We start from the raw sequence: 26,859 nt of genomic DNA, 5'->3' as shown, positions 1-26,859 counted from the left end.
TAATTTCACCTAACAAGGACATCACAGGGACTTAACAGGGACCTGACAAGGACCTCAAAGGGATTTTCTCCCAATTAGGTCCGGGTGAGGCGTCAGTTTGTTTTCAGTTATTTTGACCCTATCCCCGGTGCTTCGGGTATAGCTGTTGGTATTCAATACTAGCCTGATAGTAGTTGAATGGTAACATTATGGCCTGGGTAGTGCCCAGGGATTGCCGGGGGACAGCCTGAGGACAGCCTGAGGACCCTACGGGTATTGCCTGGTGCATAAGGCAATATCCAGGCAATACTTAGGCAATACTTAGGCAATACTTAGGCAATCACCAGGCAATCCACTATAGGTACATCTTAAACATTTAGCAGAGAGAGTATTTCCGCTTTGGAAATGCCATTCAGGTAGGAAGTGGCTGTTTTAATAAGTTTGTCCGACAGCTCTTTTTTGGTGTTTTGTAGTTTTACAATCTTTTCCTCGATGGTGCCGGGGGTAATGAGGCGAACCGCTACCACATTCTTTTTCTGGCCTATACGGTAGCTGCGGTCGATGGCCTGGTTCTCTACGGCCGGGTTCCACCAGGGATCAACGATATACACATAATCGGCGGCGGTTAAGTTTAAACCCGTTCCACCGGCTTTTAAACTGATCAGGAAGACCCTTATGCTGGCTTCGTTCTGAAAATTATGTACGGCAGTTTCCCGGTTCTTTGTTTTGCCGGTCAGCAATTCAAAGGGAATGTTCCTGGCCTCCAGTTCGTTTTTTATGAGGTTAAGCATACCTACAAACTGTGAAAAGACCAGGATCTTATGCTGACGCGATTTGCTTTCAATCTGTTCCAGCAACATCTCTATTTTGGCTGAACCGTCACCCTGCAGTTTTTCATCTTTCAGCAACTGCGGTGAATTACAGATCTGTCGTAACCGGGTAAGGCCCCGCAGCACATGCATGGAGTTTTTAGAGATTTCCTCATTGGTGATATCGGTAAGGAAATCGCGCAAATCCTTTTCACAGGTATCATAGGCGTTACGTTGTTCTTCACCCATAGGGCAGTAGCAGATCATCTCCGTTTTATCGGGCAGTTCGGTGGCTACTTCGGCTTTGGTCCTTCTTAAAATAAAAGGCGCTATTTTCTTTTGTAACTCTATTGACCGTCGTTTTACTTTAAAGGTGTCTATGGGTGTTGAGTAAATGTGTTTAAAGTGCTGTTTACTGCCTAGTAAACCAGGACAGGCAAATGACAACTGGGCATACACATCAAACGTATTGTTCTCAATGGGTGTACCGGTGATGGCAATTTTATTCCTTGATTTCAGCAGGCGGGCAGCCTGGTACCGCTGCGATTCAATGTTTTTAATGTTCTGCGATTCATCGAGGAAAATGTAATTGAACGTATAATGCTGTAAGAAGGTGATGTCTGAGATCAGTGTGCCATACGAGGTGAGTATTATTTCATACTCATTGAATGCATTGGTGTTCTTCTGCCTGTCTGCATTATACAGCGTTAATATTTTTATAGAAGGGGCAAACTTTTGCACTTCATCCTGCCAGTTGAACAACAGGGAGGTGGGCACTACCAACAGATTGGTATTTTGTTTTACCTTACTTCTTTGTAATAAAATAAAAGCGATGATCTGGATGGATTTACCCAAACCCATATCATCGGCCAGGATGCCGCCAAAGTTAAAATCATCGATAAAGTTCAGCCAGTTTAAACCCTCGTGCTGATAGTGGCGCAGCAATCCATTCAACGCAGCAGGCACGGAGACTTCCTGTATGGTTGCGTTGGTGTTTATTTTGTCGGTATACAAAGCCAGCTCTTCCTTCACCGGCGAATCGAGCATTTGGTCTTCGTACAGTTTTCTTACTTCGCTGAAATTTATTTTAGGGGTGATAAGGTTGTTGTCGATTATTTCCCCTGAGGTAAAATAGTCAGCCAGTTTTTCTATCCATTCTTCTGGCAGAATGCCCAGTGTACCATCTCCCAGTTGTACGTATTTGTTTTTATTTCGAACCGCATGTTGCAGCCGGGTAAGCGAAGCGGTTTGGTTACCGAAACCTACTTTTATATCTGTAGAGAACCAGTTCAGTCCGCTGGTTACTTTAATGTTCACCTTCGCACGGTGGCTGTTTAATTTGTTCCCTTTTATCTGGTTAAAGCCATAAATGGTAATGCCTTCCTTTTCCCATACCTCAAAAGCGGTAAAGAACCATGCCTCCTCCAGAAAGCGGCTTTTATGCAGGTAGAAATGTCGCAGGTCATTATCGAGCTGTTCCAGAAAATCGGGATGCTGTTTAATCAGCAGGGCCAAAAAACCCGTTTCGGCCGGTTCGTTCCGATACATGGTTTGTACTTTGCCCTCCTCATCGGTTATGTATAGTTGTCTTTTTGTACGAACCGGAATTTCTACATTCCCATATTTCATTACCGGGTCTATTATTACATAATTGCCCAGCTCGCTTAAATAAATTACTTTCTCCAGGCCCTCACCGGTACCCGGTTGTATGATCTGTTCCGGAAGGGGAGCGAGGGTATCCGGATACATAATGGGCAGGTAATCGGCTAGTGGAATTAAGATGGTTTCCTGAAATGATTTGAACTTCGATTCATGAATGCGAATAAGGCCATTGGTACGGGCAAAAAAACGTACCACATTTATCAAATGAAAGTTTCCGATGGCGTATAACGTTTCGCCCAGGTGGAAGAAGTAATCGTATTTAATACGCAGGTCGCTCCAGTTGTATTCTTTTCCATCGATGGTTGCCTGCAGGGTTAATTCATAAAAAGGTTCGGCCCATTGCACCCATATGGAAAGATGCTGCGCCAGTGGCCCCATGGTTACCGGTTGAATGGAACCGGCTACTATATTTTCTGAAAACGCTGGATTGTGATAATAGAAAGCTAACTGTAATGGGTTTTTGATGATCGTTTTTAACGCGTCTAGATCACCTGCTGTTTTTGCTGCTGTTGGATTGTTTTGAAAACGGGCTACAGCAGAAAAGAATTTAACCGCTGCCAGGTCAGTTGTTGTCAATGTCAGATCCAGCGGGTTGATACCTGTTAACGGGTTTTTTATTTTACCCGCCTGTGTGGTTTCCGCCTGGTATAATTCAATGCATAATTGTTTATGGAACTTATATTGTTTTAAAACAACAAACAATTGGGCATTGCCCGAATCAGTAATGCTTACCGGTATTGATGGCTCCTCCTTCGGCAATAGCTGTTGAAAGTCGCTCATAGTCGTGAATCGTGAAACGTGAAACTTCAAACGTGAAAAAGGCAGAAGGCAGAGGGCAGAAGGCAGAAAGAAATACACTGCTGCGCGCATCGCCGGCCGAAGCCCTGGCGTAGGCGGGGCAACCCTATCAACTCCGTCAACCCTGTCAACTTCCTACCTCTTACTTCCTACTTCGTTCTTCAACTCAATCAACCTGTTAACATGTCAACGTGTTAACAGGTTAACAGGTCAACCTACCCCTCAAAACCTACGTCATTCAACAAATTTCCTCCATCTGCGGCGGCGGTGGCTAACTGATCGCAACGATTGTTGAATGGGTTATCGGCATGGCCTTTTACCCATACGAACCGAAGCTGGTGTTTTTGCATCAATTTATAAAAGCGGGTCCACAAGTCTTTGTTCTTTTTGCCCCCTTTAAAATCGGTGGCGATCCAGTTCTTTAACCAACCCTCCATAACTGCTTTCACTACATACTGGCTGTCGGAGTAAATGGTAATGTGCAAACCATCCTTGGTGAGGGCTTCCAGGGCTACAATTACGGCCATTAACTCCATACGGTTATTGGTTGTGCGGCGGTAACCCCCAGACAATTCCTTGCGGCTACTGCCCCATTGCAATATAGCCCCATAGCCACCCGGACCCGGATTGCCGCGGGAGGCGCCATCAGTATAAATAACCAGTTCTTTATTCGAAGTTGCCAAAATGAATACAGATTATTATTTGAGGCGGCAAGATACTATACCTGAATGACACCCGTATTAAAAGGTGGGATCTCCGGATTGTGATTGGCTGCCGCCAGGCTTTCTGAAATAATTTCCCGGGTTTGCACCGGATCTATGATAGCATCTACCCAGAGGCGGGCTGCTGCGTAATAAGGCGTGGTTTGTTTCTCGTATTTGCCTTTTATATCGTTCAGTAACTTTTGTTCGTCTTCGGGCGATACTTCGCTGCCCTTGGCTTTCATGGCGCTTACCTGTATCTGTAACAGGGTTTTGGCGGCCTGTTCGCCGCCCATTACGGCAATCTTTGCATTGGGCCATGCATAAATAAATCGTGGATCATAGGCCTTGCCACACATGGCATAATTACCGGCGCCATAAGAATTGCCTACAATAACGGTGATCTTGGGCACTACCGAGTTGGCGACTGCATTCACCATTTTAGCGCCGTCTTTTATAATGCCGGCATGTTCACTGCGGGAGCCCACCATAAAACCGGTCACATCCTGCAGGAACACCAACGGTATTTTCTTTTGGTTACAGTTCATAATAAAGCGGGCTGCTTTATCGGCACTGTCGTTGTAAATAACGCCGCCCATTTGCATTTCGCCTTTGGCGCTTTTTACCATGGTGCGCTGATTGGCCACAATGCCCACGGCCCAACCATCTATCCGGGCATACCCGCACAAAATGGTTTTGCCGTAATCCTGTTTAAATTGTTCGAATACCGAGTCGTCGGTTATTTGCTCAATGATCTGCAGCATATCGTAGGGGCGGGTAGGGTCGGCGGGAATAATGCCATAGATGTCTTCCGCTTTCTTTTTGGGCGCTTTTGGCGTACTGCGATCAAAACCAGCCTTGGTGGTATGACCTAGTTTCGACATGATCTTTTTTACCTGATCGAGACAGGCTTCTTCCGTTTCGAATTTATAATCGGCAATACCGCTGATGGCATTATGAGTTACCGCACCACCCAGCGTTTCTGCATCGATATTCTCACCTATGGCAGCTTTTACCAGGTAAGGGCCAGCCAGGAAAATAGAACCGTTGCCTTCTACCATCAGTGTTTCATCGCTCATGATGGGCAGGTAGGCACCACCGGCTACGCAGGCACCCATTACGGCCGCAATTTGCGTAATACCCATAGCGCTCATGCGGGCATTGTTCCTGAATATCCGGCCAAAATGTTCTTTATCGGGAAAGATCTCATCCTGCATGGGTAAGAACACGCCGGCACTATCGACCAGGTAAATTACCGGCAGGCGGTTTTCCATGGCAATCTCCTGCAGGCGCAGGTTCTTTTTACCGGTGATGGGAAACCAGGCGCCGGCCTTTACAGTTTGGTCATTGGCCAGGATAACACATTGCCGGCCGCTTACATAGCCTACACCGGCAACGGTGCCACCGGCGGGACAGCCGCCCTGTTCTTCATACATTTCCCAGCCGGCAAATGCGCCGATCTCAACAAATGGGGTATTCGGGTCAAGCAGGTAATCGATGCGTTCGCGGGCCGTTAATTTGTTTTTTTCTTTCTGTTTGGCAATCGCTTTTTTACCACCACCCAGGGCCACTTGTGCAAAACGTTGTTTCATTTCGCTGAGGGCCCGTTTTATAACGTCCTCGTTGCGGTTAAACTCAAGATTCATGTAGTAGTTGTGTAGTTAATATGCTTTTATTTTACTATCGCCAGGGCCATTCCATCGTATTCTTTTACACCTACCATTTGAAGAATGGTGGCGGAAACGGCGGCATTGGCGCCCAGCATGGCATTGAAACGTCTGGCGCCTTGTACGGCGGGCTCTGTATTATTTTCATCCAGCACTTTCCCATCGCGAATGACGTTGTCGGCAACAATGAGCGTACCGGGGCGTGATAACCGAAGCGCCCATTGAAAGTATTCGGTGTAAGGTGGTTTGTCGGCATCGATAAAGATCATATCAAAAGGCCCGGCACCTGCTTCTGCCAACTGCGGTAAGATCTCAATCGCTTTACCCGTCCTGATCTCAACCTGGGATGTTAAGCCGGCCCGTTTTATATTGTTTTGTGCAACGGCAGCATGTTTGGGGTCATATTCCACTGTGATCAACTTACCGTCTTTTGGCAAAGCCCGGGCCATCCAAATAGTGCTGTACCCGGCCAGGGTGCCCAGTTCCAGGATGTTTTTTGCATTACACAATTGGGCCAGCAACTGAAGGAACTTGCCCTGGTTGGGCGATACGCTGATGGCAGGCATGCCTGCTTCGGCTAATGAATGGGTGGCGGCAAGCAATGCGTCGTCTTCCTGTCCTAATAGATCGCCGATATAGTGGTCAACGGATTCAAAAATTTGATTATTCATTTTTTACTTCCGGTATTTGTTTTAAAATGTCCACAAAGCCCGACATACTGGTTGTCCGGTTAAAGGTCTTTAGCTTTTCCTGTATGGCCGGGTATTCCGAGAAGAAGGGCAGCAGCCTTTCTTTTGCCTGGTCGTATCGCTTTTCCCGCATTCTTGTATATACGGGAAAGGCGGCGTACTCCGGTTTATCGTCTTTCGTTTTTTCGAAAATAAGATTGGGATAAGCGGCGAAACCACCCTGCAGGGCATCGTACCCATTGTACAACACGTAATAAACATTGATTTTGCCGGCATATATGATCTGAGCGAAAGTGTATTTCAGTTTCGACATCTTATTTAGCAGGGGATAATTTTCGCCGTAGATCTCCAGGTTCGATAACATTTTAAAATGCAGGGTGTCGGTGATAAACCCCTGTAGTTCGGGGATCTGGTACTTCTCCTCGATGTCAGCAGGGCTCAATTTAAACCGGAGTTTTTCAGATGGGTCTGGAAACCATCTGATCAATCCTGTTTTGCGGGCTCCGTCTTTCAGAATAATGGTGCCATCCACAAAATTTTTGATAAATGGATAATCCTGAGCGCTTACTGAACAGGTTACGAACAGGCAAACAACAATAATTAAACTTTTCATAGTACTATTGTTGTGGTGAATTTAAAGAAAATGTGGTAAATAGCTGGTTCGTAGCGTTGTTAATATTTTATAACTTAAGGGGAAGGAAGGGTAATACGGAGGGCTATTGATAGCAAAATAATATTCTATGTGGAGGAAAAAAACTGCCTGGTTAGTTTTATTGGGCCTGGCTATTTTCATTAAAATCTTTTCTTTATTCCCTGATGCAGTAGAGCGATATTATGCATCAGGATTCTATCCTGTTATTTCAAAGGTTCAACGTATTTTATTTGGCTGGCTGCCTTTTAGTGTAGGGGATATTTTTTACGCACTGATCATTATATGGCTGATAAGAACACTGTATAGAACCATCCGGCGCGTAGTAAAAAAACAAACAAATAAGAAATACTGGTTACAGGCCCTGGCACAGCTGGGATTTATAGTGCTGGTGGTATATGTAGCTTTTAATTTATTATGGGGAATGAATTACAACCGCCGCGGGGTGGCCTATCAGTTAGGATTAAAAGTAGAACGTTATTCCAAGGAAGACCTGATTCATGTTATGCAACAGGTAGTGGTGCGGTTGAATGCACTGGATTCCCCTTCCCGCGTGAACCGCGAAGGCTTGCTGCGCAAGAGGAATTTATTCAATGGAGCCACGGCGGCATATGATCAGCTGGCGCGCAAGGAAGGGCAATTCACTTATTCATTCAGTTCGGTAAAACCTTCTTTATACAGCTATCTGGGAAATTATCTGGGATATACCGGGTATTATAACCCGTTCAGCGGGGAGGCGCAGGTAAATACTACAGTGCCTTTGTTTGTTCAGCCTTTTACCACCTGTCATGAAATTGGGCACCAGTTGGGATATGCCAAGGAAAATGAAGCCAATTTTGCGGGGTATTTATCTGCCCGTTCTTCGCAGGATGCCTTGTTCAGGTACTCGGTGTATTTTGACCTGTACAGCTATTCAAGGTATTATTTGTATGCCCAGGATTCGTTAGCTGCCAAACTGCTCGATGCGCAACTGCCACCGGGCATTAAAACCGACTACCGCGAATTGAGGGAGTTTGTAAAGAAATACCGGAACCCCATTGAGGAAGTCATCGACCACCTGTATGGCCAGTATCTGAAGGCCAATAATCAGCCAGGCGGTAAATTAACTTACAATGAAGTGGTAGCCTGGCTGGTGGCTTATTACAAAAAGTTTGGGAAAGAAGCGATCTAGAATTTATTCTTCCACATCATACTTTCAACCGGTTTGTCGGGTTGACCGCTGTATTTGGCGTCTTTCTTCTGATTGTATTTAACGGCAATTTCCCCTTCAACCGGGAAATAGATCAATTGCCCGATGGGCATGCCTTTGTAGATCTTTACGGGTTGTTTTACGGAGATTTCCAGGGTCCAGTTTCCGCAAAAACCCACATCGCCTTTACCGGCAGTGGCATGAATGTCGATCCCCAGGCGGCCGGTAGAGGATTTTCCTTCCAGGAACGGCACGTGGGCATGGGTTTCGGTATATTCTTCCGTTACGCCCAGGTAAAATACATGGGGATACAGCACAAAACCGTCGTCGGGTATTTCGAAATACTCAATTTCGTTGTGTTTTTTGGCATCCAGGATGTGTTCCCGGTAGGTAGCCAGGTATTTACCCAGGTGCACATCGTACGAATTACTCCCCAGGCATTCACGATTATAGGGTTCAATGCGGATGCTGCCTTTCTCAATTTCTTCCAGTATGCGTTTATCCGACAAGATCATGTGATGTGATTAGTTTATATTTGATTGTTATTTAGCCGACTGTTTGCTGCCGCTTGAAAATTGGTGCAATGTAAAATCTAAAACGCTACTGTGGCACTGTTTTATCAACATAATATTAACGAAAATACAAAATTGGGCATCTGGCGTATAGAAGAGCCGGAGGCGTTTTATCTGGAAAAAGTACCGCTGAAGAAGGGAGTTTCCCATCCATATAAGCGGCTGCAGCACCTGGCCGGCCGGTTTTTACTGCCTACTTTGTATGCTGATTTTCCCCTGGAAGAGATCCTGGTAGCCGATACCCGTAAGCCTTTTCTGGAAAGCGAGCAATACCACTTCTCCATTTCCCATGGCGGTAATTTTGCTGCGGCCATCGTCAGCAGTCACAGCCGGGTGGGGGTAGATATCGAGCTGGTTTCTTCCCGTATAGTAGCCATTTCGCATAAATTCCTGCATTATAATGAAAAGGTGTTCCTGAACGCGTGGACACACCTGCCCAAAATTCACCTGGAACTAACCACCGTGTTGTGGAGCGCCAAGGAAGCCATTTATAAATGGTATGGTCATGGGGAGCTCGATTTTAAGCAACACATGCAGTTAAATGGTCCCATTACCTTCAAGGCAGATGAAACCATTGTATGCCCCTTTGTTTTTCAAAAACGGGAGCCCGTTCAACTGACCGTGGAAGCAAGAATATTTGATCAGCTGGCACTGGCCTGGGTTATGACGGAGGGGAATACTGAAGTAGGAGGCAGGAAGTAGGAAGTAAGAAGTAGGAAGTAAGAAGTAGGAAGTAGGAGGGTAAGAAGCTCGTGAAATTTCATACCTCATACCTCGTACCTCATACATCATACCTCATACCTCTGACGTCGGATTCATACTACCACGGAAGCTACTCGTCTACCAATAATGTATCTGTATCATCGATAAGATCTAACTGAATATTATCGTTCCCAGCTATGCCTTCAATGGAACCCTTGATATGGGCTGCATTCAATAACACCTTTTCAAGTTGTTTTTGACGCATCTTCCATAGCTTTTCCATGGCCTCGCGTTCCCGTTGAATGGACTGGTTCATGGCCTGGAACCCTTCCCGGATGGCTTTCCACTGTTCACTGAATTCGTTGCTGGTTAAATAACCATACAACATGTGCATTTTGTCGCCCTTGTTCTCATGCGTTTTGGCAGCCATGAAAATTTTCATAATACCATCCCGCAGTACATGCACCAGGGCCAGCACGTCGGTAAAAGAACAGATCCAGATTCCATCGAGCTGGGTAAAGGTAGAGATCTGTTCAGGCATGGCTTGTGTTACGATCACACCTATATCGGCAGACGTGCTGCGCATATCGGCCTTTAGCTTTTCGATCCAGTTTTTATCAAAATGTTTGGTGCGTTTACTTTCAAAGATGATCTTGCCGCATTCCTGTCCCAGGTTGTTGCGAATGGTGAGGGTACAGTCGGCACCACGGATACCCTTTCCTACCTCACTTACCAGGTCGAAGGGGAAGGTTGATTTCAACATTTCCTCCAGGATCAGTTCCTGTACTTCACCCTGTAATTGCATGGAACCCTGTTCAGCCTTGCGTTTCATTTCTTCGGCCAGCTTTTTCTGGTCGTCCAGTTGCTTTTCCAGTTCCCGCAACCGTAACTGGTATTCGTTTTCCCGGGTGGCCGTTTTTTGTTCTTCCAGCTTGCGCAGTTCTTCAGACAATTTCACCCGTTCTTCCTGCAGTTTTCGTTGAACCGATAATTCCAGTTCGGCTTCTTTATTTTTCAGTACCTGCTCTTTTTGCAGGAATTCAATCTCTTTTTGCCGGGCTTCTACCAGTTTATTTTCCTGGTCTTTATTGGTTTGTTGCAGCAATTGCAATTTGGTTTCGAAGTCCGTGGCAATGGTTTTGCGAAGGTCTACTTCGAGCGACTGTTGCAGTTTTACCGTTTCTTCCTGCAGTTTTTTGGCATATTCTGCATCTTTATGTTGTACCTGTTGGATCAGCTCTTTTTCCCTTTTGGCAAAATCATCCTCCTTCTGTTTTAAGAAGACTTGCATCTTCTCGCGCAGTTCTTTTTTAATATCTTCAGAAACAGCATCTTCAATGGCAAACTTGTGTCCACAACTCGGGCATTTAATATCTGTAGCCATGTACGAATTTTGCGCAATTTAAGAAAAAGGTAAGTTGTACGCGGGGAATGGCAGGCAGGAGATAATAAAATATAGCGACAGGATGCAAATTGTAAATGGCACACAATCATAAATGTTGGGTGGTGATAACAACAATAGTAACAACAAAATGTAAACCGGTACATGTTTACCTTTACCCGCTCTTCATATTTTTTTTCGCCAATCCAGAATTTTACTACTTTCGTATACGCCTGCACATTTGATCCTCGTGCAGCGCCCCAACCAAACGAATACAGAGATTGCCCATTGTTATTATGTCCCATCAAGTTCGATGCAATCAACCTTGTCCTGAATATGTATTTTAAGTCATTACAATACCGTACATATGTTTACTGAATGTTCTGGCTTATAATACCACTGGTATAAACTTCAGATAATGTTTCAAAAAGGTGGCTCTGTTTACTGATCAGGCAGCTCAAACATGAAAGCTCGTTTCCCGATTTTACCAATGGATGTATGCAGCAGTTAAATGTGTATTTGAACGTATGGCAATGTGTTATATCTAACGGTTAATCATATTTGTGCATTAAACCCTTCTCAGTGGCAACCCTTAAACATATTGCTAAGCTCATTGGCAGGCACCGTAATGATTCTTTGAACGAACGCGAACGACGTGAGTTACAGGCGTGGTGCGATCTGTGTGATGAGAACCGGATGTTGTTTGAACGTTTGAGCAATCAGTGCCTGGTTTCTAATATCCTGCTTGAATTATATAGTACAGGTATAAACGAAGAAGGGGCAAAGATCAGGTTGATGTTTCCGCACAAAAAACAGCGACCTTTTTTAAGGGCCCTGCAATTGGTGGCCATTATTATGGGCCTGTTGCTTACCGGCATAGCCGTATATTCACTCCTGCACCGAAACCGTGATAAAAAAATCACTTCTGTTGACAACCCTTCAAAAGATGGATTGGGCGACAGCCTGGCTCCTGATATACACCGGGTTGAACTCAAGCTGGCCAATGGCCGCATCGTGTACCTTGATAGTAACATAAATGGTCATATTGCCTTGCAATACAGATCAGTTATATATAAACGAGGGGATGAAGTGCGGTATGAATGGTCAACCGGGGATGCACAACCTGAGCTGGAATACAATACGATCACTACCCCGCGGGCAAGAAAATTTGCCGTGGAATTACCCGATGGAAGCAAAGCCTGGCTAAATGCTGCTTCAAGCATCACCTTTCCCACTGCGTTTATTGGTAAAAAACGCATCGTACAGATAACAGGAGAAGTATATTTTGAAGTAAGCCACCTGGCTATGGAATTGGGTGCCGGCGTAGAAAGGAAGCCGTTTGTGGTAAATGTAACCTCCCTTCCGGGAACCAAAGGAGCCGGCGCTGCCATTGAAGTAATGGGCACTCACTTTAATGTGAATGCGTATGGCGATGAACCGGTTATAAAAACAACCTTATTGGAAGGAAAGGTAAAAGTGGCCAATCGGTTACAACCCGGGTTGACTAAGCAAACGGCCATATTATCGCCCGGACAACAGGCGCAGGTTAACGGGGATGGCCACCTTGAAGTAGAAATGTATACAGATCTACAGGACGTAATGGCCTGGCGTAAAGATCTTTTAATATTTAATGATCTAGATATAAAATTGATTATGCTACAACTTGCCCGGCAGTATGATTGTGAAATAGTGTTCAAAGAACCTGTTACAGGTCATTATACATTATCCGTTATGAGACAAACAGCGATTGGTCAGATATTGGAGGCGCTTGAGTTTGCAGGCGGAGTACATTTTAAAGTGGAAGGGCGGACTATTATTGTTACTCCGTAGCATACGTGTCTTTTAAAGCCCTTTGAACCGGCAGGGGCTGGTTCTAAACTGGATCTAAATAGTGTGTATTTGTAATACTAGCCAACAGCTAATCACAAGTTTAAAGACATGACAAGAATTTTGTTTATGCTTTGTTTCGTGGGGTGTCTTCAGCAGCATGCGCAAGCGCAGTATACGATCTCAATGGATAATGTTCCACTTAAGAAAGTAATAAAGCAGGTGGAACAGTACGGTAAATTCACTTTTGTGTACAGAATGGATATCGCTCAAAATGCCGACCGGGTTTCTGTACATGTGCAAAATGGTACCATTCATGAGGTGATGGCGCAGGCGCTGAAAGGGCTTGATTTGAAATATGTGATCGTAACCAATATGATCACGCTGGCGGAAGATTCTTCTGCTGCCCGTTATCGAAAACCGGAACAATGGACGGTAGCGGGTGTAGTGACTAACGAATCCGGTGAACCGTTAGAAGGAGTAACGGTACAGGTAGGTGGCACCAAAACCGCCATTGCCTCAAAAGACGATGGACAATTTAATCTCACGCTGAACCCCAATACCCTGTTAACCTTTAGCAGTGTTGGGTATGAACCAGTTCAAAAACTAATAAAAGATCCCACCTTTATTACCATTCGTTTAACACCGCAGATCCAGGGCCTGGATGAAACCCTTGTTATGGGGTATGGTAAAACGTCAAAACGGAATAATACCGGCTCCATTTATAAAGTAAGCAGTGTTGATATTGCCCGCCAGCCGGTATCTGATCCACTGGCCTCCTTACAAGGGCGTGTACCCGGGTTGCTGATCACGCAAAGCAATGGGTTACCCGGTTCTTCTTACAAAGTGCAGTTACGCGGGCAAAGTTCCATTGGTGTAATCCCCGGCCAGTTGCCACCCAATGATCCCTTATATATTATAGATGGCGTGCCTTATCAGCCCAATAATAATCTGCTGCAGTCTGTAGGTTCTGGTTCAGCGTTGGGTGATGCAGGGCGAAGCCCGCTTTCTTTTATTAATATCAGCGATATAGATCATATTGAGGTGCTGAAAGATGCCGACGCCACAGCCATTTATGGTAGCCGGGGCTCCAATGGTGTTATCCTGATCACTACAAAAAAGGGCGCAACAGGCAAACCTGTTTTTACTTTTAATATTAATCATGGCTTCAGTAGGATCACCCGATATCCTAAGATGATGAATACTTCCCAGTACATTCAAATGCGAAAAGAAGCGTTGGAGAATGATGGGTTGGCGATAGACAGTATCAATGCACCTGACCTGGTAGTATGGGATACTACGCGGTATACCGATTTTAAGAAAATGCTGATCGGGGGTGAAGCGGTTACCAGTAATGCGCAGCTTTCTGTAAGCGGTGGTTCAAAACGATTACAATATTTTATTGGTACTGCGTTCCATCGGGAAACAACGGTATTTCCCGGTGATCTGAGGAATGACAGGTTATCAGGCAATGTGAACCTTCATTATCAAAACAGGGACTCGAATTTGAATATTGTTTTGTCTGTTATTGCAATGAACGACAAAAATAAGTCAATAATAAGCGATCTAACTAGCTGGGTAAACCTGGCGCCTAATACCCCGGTTTTGTATGACACTGCTGGTAAGTTGAACTGGGCACAAGGTGATCTAGATTTTGTAAACCCCATGTCTTTTTTATTAAAAACGTATGAATCGAAGACGAATAATTTATTGGGAAATCTGGATATAAACTACCGGCTTTTAAAGAACCTGGTTTTTAAAACAAGTATTGGTTATAACCGGCTGCAGTTAGATGAGATCAGTATACAACCCGGCAGTAGTCAAAGCCCGATTGCTACACCAGGCGCCAAGGGTGTTTCTAATATTGGAAAAATAATTTACAACAGCTGGATCGCAGAACCGCAACTGGAGTATAACCGGTATATGGGTATAGGAAAAATCTCAGCCCTGGTAGGTACCACCATGCAGGTACAAACGCATTCTATCAAAAAGATCGATGGCTTTAATTTTCCGGACGATACACAATTGCGGAATATAAACGCAGCTGATTCCATAATTCCTACTGATAGTAAAACTGAGTATCGGTATGGCGGGATATTTGCGCGGTTGAACAGCATTCTTTGTGATCGGTATTTAATAAACTTGACAGGTCGTACAGATGGCAGCAGCCGGTTTGGCCCAGGTAAACAGGTGGGCAATTTCTGGTCCGCCGGTCTGGGTTGGATCTTTTCCAATGAACCCTTTTTGAAGACGGGTATTCCATTTCTAAGCTTTGGTAAATTGCGTTCAAGTTATGGGGTTACCGGCAATGACCAGATCGGTGATTATAAATACCTGGATAAATGGCAGGATTTGCCGGGATCTTATTTGGGTAACAGAGGGATTAATCCGTTGCAGTTGGCTGATAGCAATTACAGCTGGGAAGTAAGCCATAAATTGGAGACAGCCCTCGAGTTGGGTTTGTTTAAGGACCAGTTGATGATCTCTTTGGCTTATTTCCGAAACCGTACCAGCAATCAACTGATCGCCTATAAATTACCAGGGATTACCGGGTTTAACAGTTATGCTGCCAAGAATTCCCCGGCGGTGGTACAAAATACCGGTTGGGAAATACAAGTACAGGCTAAGAAACAGTTTAATAAACAATGGCAGTGGTCTGGTAATGTGCTGTTGACAATTCCACGCAATAAATTAATTGCCTTTCCTAACCTGAAAGCTTCATCTTATTCGAACCTGATCATTGGGCAGTCACTTTCGGTGGTAAGAGGTTTTTCTTACGCTGGGGTTAACAAATCGACTGGTTTATTTGAGTTTAATGATTTGGATGGTAGCGGAGACATTAGTTCCCCGGAAGATTATCGGATTCTTGGCAATTTTGATCCTGTTTGGTATGGCTCTATACAAAACAATTTGCAATTTAAGGGCTGGCAACTGGATGTTTTTTTAGAGTTCCGGAAACAGCGGGCCTACGGCTACTTATATTCCATATATAATAATGGTTATCTTTTAAAACCCGGAACCATGTCAGTAAATCAACCCACCCTGGTGTTAGACCGCTGGCAGTTACATCCTGATCAGGCAACGGTGCAAAAACTGACCACAGGAGGGAATGATGAGATCAATAACGCGAGCAATAATTTTATAGTCTCTGATGGAACCATCGATAATGCCTTCTTTTGCCGGGTACGGAATATCGAATTATCGTGGCGGTTGCCAACCCAATGGTTAAGATGTGTTTCCTTAAAAAATTGCCGGGTCTACCTGCAGACCCAGAATCTGTTTACCATCACCCCGTATAAAGGAACAGACCCCGAAACCCGGAACATGCTTACGCTACCTCCATTGCGAACCATTACAGGAGGCATAGAAATAGGTTTTTAAAATATTGTGTATGAAACGGATCTGGTTAAATATTTGTAAATGCTGTTGTATCGTCAGTTTGTTGTGTCTGCTTACAGCCGGATGCAAAAAGTTCGTTCATGTGGATGAACCGGATGCCTCGTTGACTACTGGGGCTGTTTTTTCGAACGATTCCCTGGCTCAGGCTGCTGTAACCGGGTTGTATCTAATTATTATGAAATCTCCCAAGGTCTTCTTAAACGGTGGGATGAGTTTGTTTCCAGCCTTATCTGCAGATGAGCTTGTGCGGACTTCTACACTTATTTTGGAAGATCAGTTTACTAATAATTCAATTCTTCCAGGCAATGGATTAGTCAACGTAAATCTCTGGAAAGCAGCCTATACTTATATCTACCAATGTAATATCTGTATGGAAGGATTGAAACGATCTACTGGCGTTAGTGAAACATTGAAAAGCCGATTATTGGGCGAGGTGCAATTTGTACGGGCATTATGTTATCATTATCTGGTAAATGTATATGGGGATGTGCCCCTGGCATTAGGGACCAATGCTGATGTAAATGCCATGTTGCCCCGGACACCTATGAACCAGGTGTTAGACCAGATAGTGGTTGATCTTACTGCTGCAATCGAAATGTTGATGACTGATAAGCCAAACACCACGCCTACCAGATATGCCGCCCAGGCGTTGCTGGCCAGGGTATATTTATATAAGGGAAACTGGAGTAAGGCCGCCGAGTTGGCGTCGGCAGTAATTAGTTCGGGTCAATTTGCATTGGTAATTGACCTGGACCAGGTTTTTAAATATACCAGCCATGAAATTATTTTTCAATGGGTACCTGTGCAGGACAAAATGAACTCTCCAGAGGGATTCATGTTTGTGCCACCTGGAGGGAGACCCAGCTATACGTTGACGAAAGAGTTGCTCGGTGCCTTTGAAGTGGGTGATCTGCGCAAAACAAAATGGGTAAATTCGGTAACAATAGGAACCACTACTTATAATTATCCCAATAAATTTAAAGTATTTTCTTCCCCACCTCCTTCTACAGAATATAATGTGGTATTGCGGCTGGCAGAGTTATACCTAATTCGTGCCGAAGCATTGGTGAAACTGGACCGCGTACCCGAAGCTGTAGCGGATTTAAATGCCATCCGTAGCCGTGCCGGCTTACCAGAGTTTTCCACCAGCCTCAGCGTGGATACATGTTTACAGAAAATTGCACAGGAGCGGCGGATTGAATTATTTGCTGAATGGGGCCATCGCTGGTTCGATCTGAAACGAACCAACCGGGCAAATACTGTACTAAGTGGAAAAAGTAATTGGCAAAGTGAAGATCAGTTGTATCCTATCCCACAATCCGAACTAGAATATGCCCCTAACCTGAAACAAAACCCCGGTTATGAATAAGTGTATCGACTGCGACTAAAATAAAAGCGTATCATGTCCTGCGAGCAACCGCTTTCTGTTGCGTCTGAAACATGATACGCCTGCTCAGTCTAAGGATTAAGGGTGAGAATAAAGTAATTTGTCAGGAGTTCCATTGAGGGGATGAGGCACGCCCCATGAGTCTACAGATACGTTACCGGGCGTCCATCCTTTTTCCTGTAAGGTCTTCGGGTTTGATGTGCCTTCATCATAGCCGGTAAATGCAATTTCACTGGCAAGGGTTGCTTGCCGGCCAAGCCAGTTGGTAGAGGCATCAAACCAATAATAATTTGTCTGTCTGATTGTCGGTTTGGATCTAAGATCGGGTGTTACCACAGAGAAGGCAGTGAGCATGATTACGAATGCCAACAGCAGCAAGGCTGGTTTCGTTTGTTTCATAATGTTGGCTGCTTTTATTATTCAAAAAGCAGTAAAAACATTGAGTGTATAGAATGATGATTGTACCCGATCACAGTGAGGCATAAGTGTTCCGTTCCGGTTGTTGCACCAGAAAAGACAAAAGAGGAACAGTAACGCAATTGGCGAATTTTTATCTAGGCACGGACAGGCTTAAACGATAAGACAGGTAAATAGGTAAATAGTAAACTTTCTTGAAAGGTTATTGAGATGTAACCGGAGGTAAGTAGGAAATAAGGATAGAAGTAAGGAAATGTAGATTATAGAGGTATAAACATGATCTCACTTTCAGCTCCTGCGCTAAGGTAGGAGAAAGATAATATATTTTATAAAAAATTTTCGTTATTGGTTATTGGATGAACCGGTGTGAAGTATGACTTGGTAAAAATATTAATGTTTATTATTAGCGTATTCACCCCCATGCACTTACTAATTAGAATCTTCTTAAAAGTCACCTCTGCTGGTACCATACAGCGTTAAATAGAACACCTCCCGCTTCCATTTCTTAATAGTAATCCACCATTATTTTTCTCCACCAGCATTAATTTGACTAATACATAAATAGTTAGAGTTGCAACTATTACAATAAAAATATTTTGCTTGTATTTAGTACAATGTGCCTCTCTTGGTGTTTTTATTTATAGAGGCCATATTGGAAAACCTTTAGGGGGAATTTGATCCCTGTCAGGATTTCTCCTGGGCCTTTTTAGGAAAACTGTATCAACCTCCATATATCCGCTTATGCCATTGGTACCATTAATAGAAAGAACATATAACGTTTGCGACATTTCAAAAACTACATGATCATGAGGAATACAGACAATTTAGCGACTGAGAAAAGTAAGCGCCTTAAACAGCAACAGGTTCCTGAATTCGAAAAAGTGTTCCATTTGTTTCATCCGGCGCTGGTTTTTTTTGCCCGCCGCCTGGTTAACGATGCTGCTATTGCCCAGGATATTGTAACTGATGTATTTGTAAAGCTTTGGCAAAAAAAAGGTGATTTCCCTACGATCTATTCAGCAAAAGCCTTTTTGTACATCAGCACCCGTAATGCCTGCCTTAACCATAACCATAAGGTGCATTACCAATCGCGGATCAGGGAAAACATCCGCCAGCAATTGAATGAGATTGAAGTGCACGAAATGAATGAGGCTATCCATGCCGAAGTAGTACGCCAGGTTCACCATATCGTGGGCGGACTGCCGGAAAAATGCAAAGAGGTAATGGTGCTGAGTTATGGCAAAGGCCTTGATTGCCATGAAATTGCCCGGCGCATGCAGCTCTCCGTACATACCGTGCGTAATCAAAAAAACAGGGGCGTGCATTTAATCAGGAACAGATTCTCCTTTCGCGAAGAATTAGTGCCAATTTTGTAATAAGGCAAACTAAAAAAGCCGAATACCCATCGCGCAACTACTTGTTTGCGATGGGTATTCGGCTTTTAAATCCCCTCCTCGGAATCCTCGGAGGGGTAAGGGTGGGTTTATAGTGTTATTATTTACTGTGTTTCATTCCGGTTAATCGAATCAATACCCACCCCTATCATCAGTCTTTATGTGCTGCACACTGCGGCCCCTCCGGTGGAGGGGATTTAGCTCTCCTTTCGCTTAATTAATTAAACGACATTGATTCGGCTTTATGTATTTTACTATTTGGCATTTCTTCTGCCTTCCAGGATCCGGTAAAACGACCGGCTGCGGATTTCATCGACGGTGAGTCCGGTAGCGGTTGCCTCCTCTTCCGTAATGGCTCCGCAATTCATGGCTTTTAAAAAGAAATTCAACAAACCCTGACCGGTGGCTGCATCATCAAAAATGTCTTTGGTTAGGGTTGAAATGGCAGCCCGCTCAACAAATGTCTTTAACCGGAAAACGGCTTCTTCATAACTGTTCAAAAAGAAATTATAAGTGGCTGCATATCGCATCGGCAATTGGGCGGGATTCAGGTCCCAACCCTGGTAAAAGCCATTGATGAGTGAATGCATGGTATGATGAAACCCGGTTCGCCAGGCCTGGTGTACCGATTCCCGGTTCTCTGCCAGTTGTTCAAAACTAAGGGCGTCGCCCCGGTGCGGACCAATAGGCATTATATTGGTAGCGCCATCCGATAAAAAGATGCCCGTACCAGCCAGGGCCACTTTTGTCATATGATGGGCGAAATCGCAAACCGGATGTGCCATGGTTTGGTATTTAGCCGTTATTCCACAGGAAGCCGTATAATCATAGGTCCCGAAATGTGCTGCTATACACCGCCCTTCACTGGCTTTTATGATCCGTAATAGGGGATTGCGTCCTTCCTCATCCATGATGATTTGGGTGGCTTCCACCATGGTTTCCATTTTCAGGGTACCTGGTTTTAATTGATGCGTTTTTTCAAACAACTCAAACAAACGTACGAGGGTAATCACCTGCTCGGGGATGGTTACTTTGGGCAGCATAACCACAAAATTGGCTGGTAAAACCCCATGTGTTTTTTCAAGCAGGGTAGAAAGAAAGAGATCTAACGTACGTACCCCTCGTTGCTTCAGGTCTTCTGTAAATGGTTTTATGCGAATGCCAATAAAAGGGGAAATGGTTTTATGTTGCATCCCGGTGGCCAATTCCTGCGCCGCCTGCACGGCAGTGGCATCTTCTTCGGCATCGGGCCGGTTGCCAAAGCCATCTTCAAAGTCTATTCTGAAATCCTCCACTGCTTCCGTTTGCAGCTTTTGAATGATCTTATTATACACGGTATAGGAAAGCCAGGCTGGTTCCTGCTTCAGATCGGCTGCAGGCATTTTATTCAGCTTGTTGATAAGGCTTTCAATCTCGCTCTGATGCCGGGGCATCTGTTCACAGCCTGCCAGTTGCAATACATTCGCCAGTACTACAAAATTGGGTGCATAGGTTTGCAGGTTCTTTAAGGCTATTTCACCCATTTTAGTACAGGTGTCTGCTTTAAACAAATTGGCGCCGCCATAAACGGTATGCACTGGCTGGCGGTCGGGTTTATCACCCGGATAAGTTTGCTGGAATTGGAGATTGGCCGTTTGCAATTGATCCAACAGCGCCTGTTTCTCTTTTTCCGGTATGGACAATTTCATGTGATTGTTTATTAGGTAGATTTAAGATCCACGATAGGTGGAATAACCAAACGGATTCAACAACAACGGCACATGGTAGTGTGATCCATCGGTAATGGAAAAGATCACTTCCACAAACGGGTAGAATGAAGCAATCATAAACTGTTTGTAATAATCCCCCGTTTCAAATTTGAGTTTGTATTGACCTTCAGGTAATACCTCTTCTTTGGGCAGCCAGTCGTTGATGCGGCCATCCTGGTTGGTAATGCCGCGCACAATTTCCTTCCAGTCATTGTTGTGCTGCTGGTATAAAACGATCAGTACACCGCCTGCAGGTTGGCCGTGGGTAGTATCCAGTATGTGAGTGGTTAACTGGCTCATGGTGCAATCAAGATTTATTCGGTGATGCCAAATAGTTTCTCCAGCCTCAATTGGGTGATCCTGAGTTGTTCTTCCATGGCAATCTGGATCTCTACTTCGGGGTTGTTGTACAATCGTTGTTGTAATAGTTGCAGCATCTCATCGGCAGATTTGCCGGTAGCGCAAACGATAAAAATATAACCAAACCGTTGTTCGTAGGCCTGGTTCCCTGCTGCCAGTTGTTGCAGGGTTTGTTGTGAGGCTTCTTTTACCGCTGCCTGTTCTCCTTCAGTCCATTGGGCAGTGGCTGCAAACTTTTCTTTTAGCGTTTCTATGTCGCCGATCTTTGGATGATGGGAAAAGGCTTCCCGCCAATCGGGTTCGTGGCACAGGTACCATTGTTCTTCGGCAATTTCGAGCAGATCTACCAGGTCTTCGGCAGGGAGTGCAGACAGCATATTGTGTACCCAGGTAGTACTTCCACAACAGGCATGCAGCAGTGCTTTCTTTTCTGTTAAATCGAGGTGATCAAATTCGGCGATGGTCATAGACAATGATTTTGGTTGTTATATAACCGTTGGAAACCTGTTCACGTTCTTGTAATAGATGTATACGGCCGGTTCTTTGCCCATAGCTGTGAACCATTGCTGGCAGTAGGGCGCCATCCAAATGGAATCTCCTTTTTTAATCGGGTACCATTGATGATCGAGCATATATACACCCTGCCCCTGTAAATACAGCAAACCATGTTCCATGATATGGGTTTCTACAAATGGCAAATGTCCCCCGGGATCGTACGTAAATATATTTACGGCCATGTCGAACGACAGGTTGTCGGGCAACAGTACCTGTAATCGCAGTGCCGGATCGTTGAGATAAGCGGGCCCAGGTATGTTGGCAGCATCGCCAAAGAGGGTCACTGGTACCGACGCCTCCTGCAAAGGTTCGTACACTTTATGAAAAGTGAGGAGCCTGGTGCCGGGCCTGGCTTCATCAAAGACATATTCCTTTTGAATGGGCACATACACAAACTGTCCATTGGACAATACTTTCGTTTCCCCGTTTACCGTAGCCCGACAACTGCCTTCTATTACATAAAAGAATATTTGCGATTGGTTGGTTGTTCCGGTGAGTGTGCCTTCCTTTTGTAAAGTGATCAACGTTTGGCATAACTGAGCGCCCATTTGTTCATTGATGATCACATTGACGGTGCAGTTCGTCCAGCCGGGTACCTGGCTGTTTACATAGCCATCAGGACAAATAACGGCATGGTTCTGTTTTACGACCGATCTTGTAAGCGCTGAAATTTCCATATTAACCGCGGTTATGTTTTTGAATGAGCGAATGTATAAATGCAGCCGACACCTGTACTGCGGCGGCCAGGTCTTTTAGTTCAACGTTTTCGAGTGGGTTATGGCTGATCCCTTTATAACAACGAACGAACAGCATGGCGACCGGCGCCACGGGTGCTACGGCCACTGCATCATGACCGGCACCACTTATCAGTTTGATCACTTCATACCCCGATTGCTGAACCGACTGCGCCAGTAAATAGTTCAGGGCCGTATTGCAGGTAACAGGCGGGCTTTCCTGAATTGGCTGCCACAGGAATTCAACATGGCGTTGCTGGCAAATAGCGGAGCCCAGTTGTTCCAGGTAAGTGTAGCAAGAGTTCAATACCTGTTGATTGGCGCTGCGCAGATCGAGGGTGCATAACACTTCGCCGGGGATTACATTACTGGCGGCATGTGTTACTTGCAGGGTACCGACCGTTGCTACTACGGGTTGCAGATGGCTGGCAGCAAAACGTTCTGCTTCCAGAATAAATTCTGCAGCGGCGCACAAGGCGTCTTTGCGCATATCCATGGGAACAGTGCCTGCATGTCCGGCTTCACCTTTGAAAGTGATGGCAACTCTTTTTTGCCCGGAAATAGCGGTAACAATGCCAACGGGTATATCCTTTTCGAATAGTACCGGTCCCTGTTCTATATGAATTTCAAAATAGCCCAGCCAGTCTTTGGCTGCAATGGCATCCTGTGGTAGTACTGCCGGGTTACCACCCATACTTTGTATCACCTGTTGCAGGCTGGTTCCCACAGCATCCTGTTTTAGAAGCAGGTTATTATCAAAATTACCCGCTACTACTTTACTACCCAGGTAAGTGGTGTGAAAGCGACAGCCTTCTTCATCGCAAAAGGCGATCAGTTCAAGATGAAAGGGCAGGGATGTGCCTTGCTGAATCAATTGCTCCAGTAAACTTATTCCAATAAGTACTCCCAGGGGGCCATCGAATTTGCCGGCATTGATCACGGTATCGATATGCGAAGCAATGACCAGCGTTTTGGCTTCCGGTGACCGTGCAGGCAGGCGGCCCCTTACGTTGCCAATATTATCGATGTGGGTTTGTAAGCCTGCGGCTTGCATCCAATGGGCAACCAGGGTCCTTCCTTTAATAAAGGCTTCGGTGCCATAAGTGCGGGTAACAACGCCTGGTTCTTCACTGATGGAGGCCAGTTCATTGATCCGTTGCAGAATAGTGTTTGCCAGTTGTAGGTTATCGGGCGTCAAGGTGTGATGATTTTTCCTTTGTTCAGAACAGGAAAGCGTCCCCGTTCAAAAATTAATTGTCCGGCCAGCCAGGTTTGTTCTACTACCCCATACAGCTCCTGGTTCATGTATGGTGTTATTTTATGTTTGTGGTGTAGCGCTTCCGCTGTAACCCGGAATTGTTTATTGGGATCCCATACTACAAAGTCTGCATCGAACCCTTTGGCGATCCTGCCTTTGCTTTTTTGCAGACCCGGTAATAGGGCTGGTTTTTCACAAAGCCATTGGGCCATGCGGGTTACCGGTATATTCCGCTTGCGGGCTGCGGTCCAAAGTACAGGCAATGCCAACTGCAGCGAGGCAATACCGCCCCACGCTTTCATTAAGTTGCCTGAACTGATCTCTTTCATAGCAGGCGGTGCCGGGGAATGATCTGTTGCCACGAAATCTATGGTGTCTTCCTGTAAAGCCTGCCACAGCTGTTCGTTGTTCTCTTTTTCCCTGATGGGCGGCGCGCATTTGAAAGCAGTTTGTGCATCCGGTATTTCTTCTGCATTAAAATACAAGTAATGCTGGGCTGTTTCAACTGTAACTGGCAGTCCTTTTTGCCGGGCCTGTTTTATTTGTTCAATGGAACCGGCCGATGACAGGTGTACAATATGTACCCGGCACTGATACTGTTCACAAAGCCTTATCATTAATGCAATAGCATCATCTTCCCATTGCCGGGGGCGTGATAACAGATAGCTTTTATAGGATTGTGGATTGTTTACCGGTGGCGGTTGTACGTTGGTGGTTAGTTCAGCATGCACCAACAGTGGCAAATGATGCCTGGCAATAATGGGTATTGACTGATGCAGATCGGACCCGGTAACATTTGGGAATTCATCGATACCGGAATGGGTTAGAAACGCTTTAAACCCTAACACCCCTTTGCTGATCAGCTTTTCTAATTCCGGTGTATTGGCGGGAACAACACCACCCCAGAAACCACAGTTCACGTGTAACTGTCCTTCAGCAGCTGCGGCCTTCTTATCAAAGGCGTCGGCTGTAATGGTAACGGGGTCTGCATTAAGCGGCATCTCCACCAGCGTGGTAATGCCGCCCGCTGCGGCCGAACGGGTAGCGGTTTCAAACCCTTCCCAATCGGTTCGGCCCGGTTCATTGATGTGTACATGCGGGTCAATGATCCCTGGCATTAACACCAGTTCGCCTATATCGATCTCCGTGCTGATAGCTGCCGCCGGCAGGTTAGGCAGTATATCCACGATAATGCCCTTGTGGACCAAAACCACCCCTTCCCGCATACCTTCGGGTGTACAAATGTTTCTACCACTGATGGCAAGGTCGAACATGGCGGAATATTTAAAAGTCGGCTACTAAAAATAGACAATTAATTGTTTAAATTGAGGAACCATTCCATCAAATTACGCTGCTATGTCAATTAAACTGGGTAAGAATACCTATGGCAAGAATGCTGTAAACCTCTCAAAGATCATTCGCCATCCAGATTACCATGAATTCAGGCAGATCTCAGTGAATGTAATACTGGAAGGTGATTTTGAAACTGCCCATCTCCTTGGCGACAATTCAAAACTGCTGCCTACTGATACACAAAAGAATACAGTGTATGCGTTGGCGAAGGAACACTTTGTTTCTTCCATTGAGGCTTTTGGGTTATACCTGGCCAATTATTTTGCCAGTAATAATCCCCAGATTTCCCAGGTTCGAATTGAGTTGACGGAACACAGCTGGATGCGGATGCGTTTTAATGGAACCGTGCATCCCCATGCCTATAGCAGCGGTGGCAATGAGAAACATACGGCTACCGTTGTGCAAAACAAAAATGGGGTAGAAGTAACAACGGGGATCACAGATCTGTTGATCTTAAAAACAACCGACTCGGGTTTTGAGCATTACATAAAGGACCAATACACTACCCTCAAAGAAACCGGCGACCGGATTTTCGCTACGGAATGCGAAGCAAGCTGGGTGTACAATTCTTCCAAAATCCTTTTTGTAGAATTGTTTAATGGCATACGGACCACTTTGCTGCAAACATTTGCTGATCACCAAAGCCTTTCGGTGCAGCATACTTTATATGCCATGGGGGAGGCCGTGTTAAACAAGTTCGCATCTGTTAATGAGATCAGTTTGAAGATGCCCAATAAACACCATATCCTGTTCAACCTGGAACAGTTTGGAATGGACAATAAGAACGAGGTATTTATTGCTACGGATGAACCTTATGGGTATATAACTGGGACGGTAGTACGGGAGTGAACCACCCTGAGCAAAACTTTGCACTTTATTAGTGCAGCATAAAAAATAGCAATATTAAACGACCAACTACCGGCTAGCAGCATCGGGCTGCCATACTTTTGCGGGCATGAAGTATGAGGTATATTCAGGGATTATAATTAGATCTGACTATAGTACATTTGAATTTATGAGTGTAGGCCTTAATGGAAAAATACCCAAAAGGATTCAGTTTACAGAAACCCCGTGGCCTAGTATTTATAATTTAGCTTTTGGGAACAATAAAGAAAATGGTGATCTCGATGATTTGTCAATTAGTAATAATGGCGATAGAAATAAGATCTTAGCTACTATACTAAAAGCTGTTGAAGATTATACAGATAGATTTCCTGAAAGATTTGTGTTTTTTAGTGGAAGTACAGAGCATAGAACTAGGTTATATCGAATGGCAATAGGACTGCATTTTGAAGAATTATCTTCAAAGTTTGAGATTTATGTAGATGTTAATGGGGAGTGGGATTTTATACCTTTTCAAAAAGGGCTGAATATCAAGGCGTTTTTAATTAAAAGAAAATTCACTAAATTTGGTTTATGAAAAATAAAATCATTAAGGTATACAGTGAACTGTTTAAAAGAGAGTTTACATATATAGTTGACGATACAATAGAGCCCTCGCCAACAACGGGTGATGGCCTAGTTGCCCGTAAATTGAGAGAAGCAAACGATCACTTATCAAAAATTAAGAATCTCGACGAAATTCTCAAGCGACATGCTAACGATTTTTCTCCCGAATAATCTCTGCTG

At 44.8% G+C, this 26,859-nt stretch carries 23 protein-coding genes; 9 read left to right on the top strand and 14 right to left on the bottom strand.

The genetic code is table 11. The annotated features are described in order from the left end of the window. Positions 1-347: 347 nt before the first annotated feature. From BMX95_RS27160 to BMX95_RS27140, 5 genes are all read right to left on the bottom strand, one after another. On the bottom strand, positions 348-3,230 hold the full coding sequence (locus tag BMX95_RS27160; RefSeq protein WP_081198211.1) for a DEAD/DEAH box helicase: 2,883 nt from the start codon (positions 3,228-3,230) through the stop codon (positions 348-350). A 233-nt stretch (positions 3,231-3,463) separates the two neighbouring features. Next, entirely contained in the window at positions 3,464-3,931 is a 468-nt protein-coding gene (rnhA, locus tag BMX95_RS27155) for a ribonuclease HI (protein ID WP_081198210.1), read from the bottom strand. Between the two features lie 35 nt (positions 3,932-3,966). After that, a complete protein-coding gene (locus BMX95_RS27150) occupies positions 3,967-5,595 on the bottom strand; it encodes an acyl-CoA carboxylase subunit beta (RefSeq protein WP_081198209.1) in 1,629 nt (542 codons plus the stop codon). Positions 5,596-5,621: 26 nt separating this feature from the next. Beyond that, on the bottom strand, positions 5,622-6,287 hold the full coding sequence (locus BMX95_RS27145) for an O-methyltransferase (protein WP_081198208.1): 666 nt from the start codon (positions 6,285-6,287) through the stop codon (positions 5,622-5,624). After that, a complete protein-coding gene (locus tag BMX95_RS27140) occupies positions 6,280-6,918 on the bottom strand; it encodes a hypothetical protein (RefSeq protein WP_081198207.1) in 639 nt (212 codons plus the stop codon). Before BMX95_RS27140 ends, BMX95_RS27145 begins: the two co-directional genes overlap by 8 nt. Positions 6,919-7,045: 127 nt before the next feature. Between BMX95_RS27140 and BMX95_RS27135 the strand changes: the two genes are divergently transcribed. Then, the gene (locus BMX95_RS27135) at positions 7,046-8,125 is read left to right on the top strand and encodes a DUF3810 domain-containing protein (protein ID WP_081198206.1); all 1,080 of its coding nucleotides are present in this window, start codon (positions 7,046-7,048) and stop codon (positions 8,123-8,125) included. Here BMX95_RS27135 and dcd read toward each other — a convergent pair. After that, positions 8,122-8,658 (bottom strand): dCTP deaminase, encoded by a 537-nt coding sequence (gene dcd, locus BMX95_RS27130; protein WP_081198205.1) that lies wholly within the window; start codon positions 8,656-8,658, stop codon positions 8,122-8,124. The genes BMX95_RS27135 and dcd overlap by 4 nt on opposite strands. A gap of 90 nt (positions 8,659-8,748) precedes the next feature. Here dcd and BMX95_RS27125 point away from each other — a divergent pair, with 90 nt between their 5' ends. Further along, positions 8,749-9,417 (top strand): 4'-phosphopantetheinyl transferase family protein, encoded by a 669-nt coding sequence (locus BMX95_RS27125; RefSeq protein WP_081198204.1) that lies wholly within the window; start codon positions 8,749-8,751, stop codon positions 9,415-9,417. Positions 9,418-9,547: 130 nt separating this feature from the next. On the opposite strand, the gene BMX95_RS27120 is transcribed toward BMX95_RS27125, so the two are convergent. Further along, complete coding sequence (locus BMX95_RS27120) at positions 9,548-10,801, bottom strand: DUF2130 domain-containing protein (RefSeq protein ID WP_081198203.1); 1,254 nt, start codon at positions 10,799-10,801, stop codon at positions 9,548-9,550. A 579-nt stretch (positions 10,802-11,380) separates the two neighbouring features. Here BMX95_RS27120 and BMX95_RS27115 point away from each other — a divergent pair. From BMX95_RS27115 to BMX95_RS27105, 3 genes are all read left to right on the top strand, one after another. Continuing rightward, positions 11,381-12,628, top strand: a complete 1,248-nt coding sequence (locus BMX95_RS27115; RefSeq protein WP_081198202.1) for a FecR family protein — start codon at positions 11,381-11,383, stop codon at positions 12,626-12,628. A gap of 108 nt (positions 12,629-12,736) precedes the next feature. After that, entirely contained in the window at positions 12,737-16,006 is a 3,270-nt protein-coding gene (locus tag BMX95_RS27110) for a SusC/RagA family TonB-linked outer membrane protein (RefSeq protein ID WP_081198201.1), read from the top strand. A 10-nt stretch (positions 16,007-16,016) separates the two neighbouring features. After that, entirely contained in the window at positions 16,017-17,393 is a 1,377-nt protein-coding gene (locus BMX95_RS27105; RefSeq protein WP_081198200.1) for a RagB/SusD family nutrient uptake outer membrane protein, read from the top strand. A 96-nt stretch (positions 17,394-17,489) separates the two neighbouring features. Here the strand turns inward: BMX95_RS27105 and BMX95_RS27100 are convergent, their stop codons facing one another. Further along, positions 17,490-17,810: a hypothetical protein gene (locus BMX95_RS27100; protein ID WP_081198199.1), complete on the bottom strand. Its 321-nt coding sequence runs from the start codon at positions 17,808-17,810 to the stop codon at positions 17,490-17,492. A gap of 824 nt (positions 17,811-18,634) precedes the next feature. On the opposite strand from BMX95_RS27100, the gene BMX95_RS27095 reads away from it, so the two are divergent. Then, on the top strand, positions 18,635-19,204 hold the full coding sequence (locus BMX95_RS27095; protein ID WP_165758834.1) for an RNA polymerase sigma-70 factor: 570 nt from the start codon (positions 18,635-18,637) through the stop codon (positions 19,202-19,204). Positions 19,205-19,476: 272 nt separating this feature from the next. On the opposite strand, the gene BMX95_RS27090 is transcribed toward BMX95_RS27095, so the two are convergent. Genes BMX95_RS27090 through allB form a run of 6 tightly spaced genes read right to left on the bottom strand, consistent with a single transcriptional unit; the run spans position 19,477 to position 25,151 of the window. Further along, on the bottom strand, positions 19,477-20,910 hold the full coding sequence (locus BMX95_RS27090; RefSeq protein ID WP_081198197.1) for a DUF6986 family protein: 1,434 nt from the start codon (positions 20,908-20,910) through the stop codon (positions 19,477-19,479). A gap of 21 nt (positions 20,911-20,931) precedes the next feature. Next, positions 20,932-21,270, bottom strand: a complete 339-nt coding sequence (uraH, locus tag BMX95_RS27085) for a hydroxyisourate hydrolase (protein WP_081198196.1) — start codon at positions 21,268-21,270, stop codon at positions 20,932-20,934. 14 nt (positions 21,271-21,284) lie between these two features. Then, complete coding sequence (gene uraD, locus BMX95_RS27080; RefSeq protein ID WP_081198195.1) at positions 21,285-21,797, bottom strand: 2-oxo-4-hydroxy-4-carboxy-5-ureidoimidazoline decarboxylase; 513 nt, start codon at positions 21,795-21,797, stop codon at positions 21,285-21,287. An 18-nt stretch (positions 21,798-21,815) separates the two neighbouring features. Continuing rightward, entirely contained in the window at positions 21,816-22,562 is a 747-nt protein-coding gene (allE, locus tag BMX95_RS27075) for a (S)-ureidoglycine aminohydrolase (RefSeq protein WP_081198194.1), read from the bottom strand. Position 22,563: 1 nt separating this feature from the next. Continuing rightward, entirely contained in the window at positions 22,564-23,817 is a 1,254-nt protein-coding gene (locus BMX95_RS27070; RefSeq protein ID WP_081198193.1) for an allantoate amidohydrolase, read from the bottom strand. Next, positions 23,814-25,151, bottom strand: a complete 1,338-nt coding sequence (allB, locus tag BMX95_RS27065; protein ID WP_081198192.1) for an allantoinase AllB — start codon at positions 25,149-25,151, stop codon at positions 23,814-23,816. The genes BMX95_RS27070 and allB overlap by 4 nt, the downstream gene beginning before the upstream one ends. A gap of 82 nt (positions 25,152-25,233) precedes the next feature. Between allB and pucL the strand changes: the two genes are divergently transcribed. From pucL to BMX95_RS27050, 3 genes are all read left to right on the top strand, one after another. Next, complete coding sequence (gene pucL / locus BMX95_RS27060) at positions 25,234-26,079, top strand: factor-independent urate hydroxylase (protein ID WP_081198191.1); 846 nt, start codon at positions 25,234-25,236, stop codon at positions 26,077-26,079. A 106-nt stretch (positions 26,080-26,185) separates the two neighbouring features. Next, positions 26,186-26,650 (top strand): DUF6934 family protein, encoded by a 465-nt coding sequence (locus BMX95_RS27055; protein ID WP_081198190.1) that lies wholly within the window; start codon positions 26,186-26,188, stop codon positions 26,648-26,650. Beyond that, complete coding sequence (locus tag BMX95_RS27050; RefSeq protein ID WP_081198189.1) at positions 26,647-26,850, top strand: hypothetical protein; 204 nt, start codon at positions 26,647-26,649, stop codon at positions 26,848-26,850. The genes BMX95_RS27055 and BMX95_RS27050 overlap by 4 nt, the downstream gene beginning before the upstream one ends. Positions 26,851-26,859 lie beyond the last annotated feature (9 nt).

The organism is Niastella yeongjuensis (assembly GCF_900110245.1).
GTDB lineage: Bacteria > Bacteroidota > Bacteroidia > Chitinophagales > Chitinophagaceae > Niastella > Niastella yeongjuensis.
The sequence above is the reverse complement of the archived record's forward strand: the minus strand, read 5'-3'. Positions and strand labels throughout refer to the sequence as shown.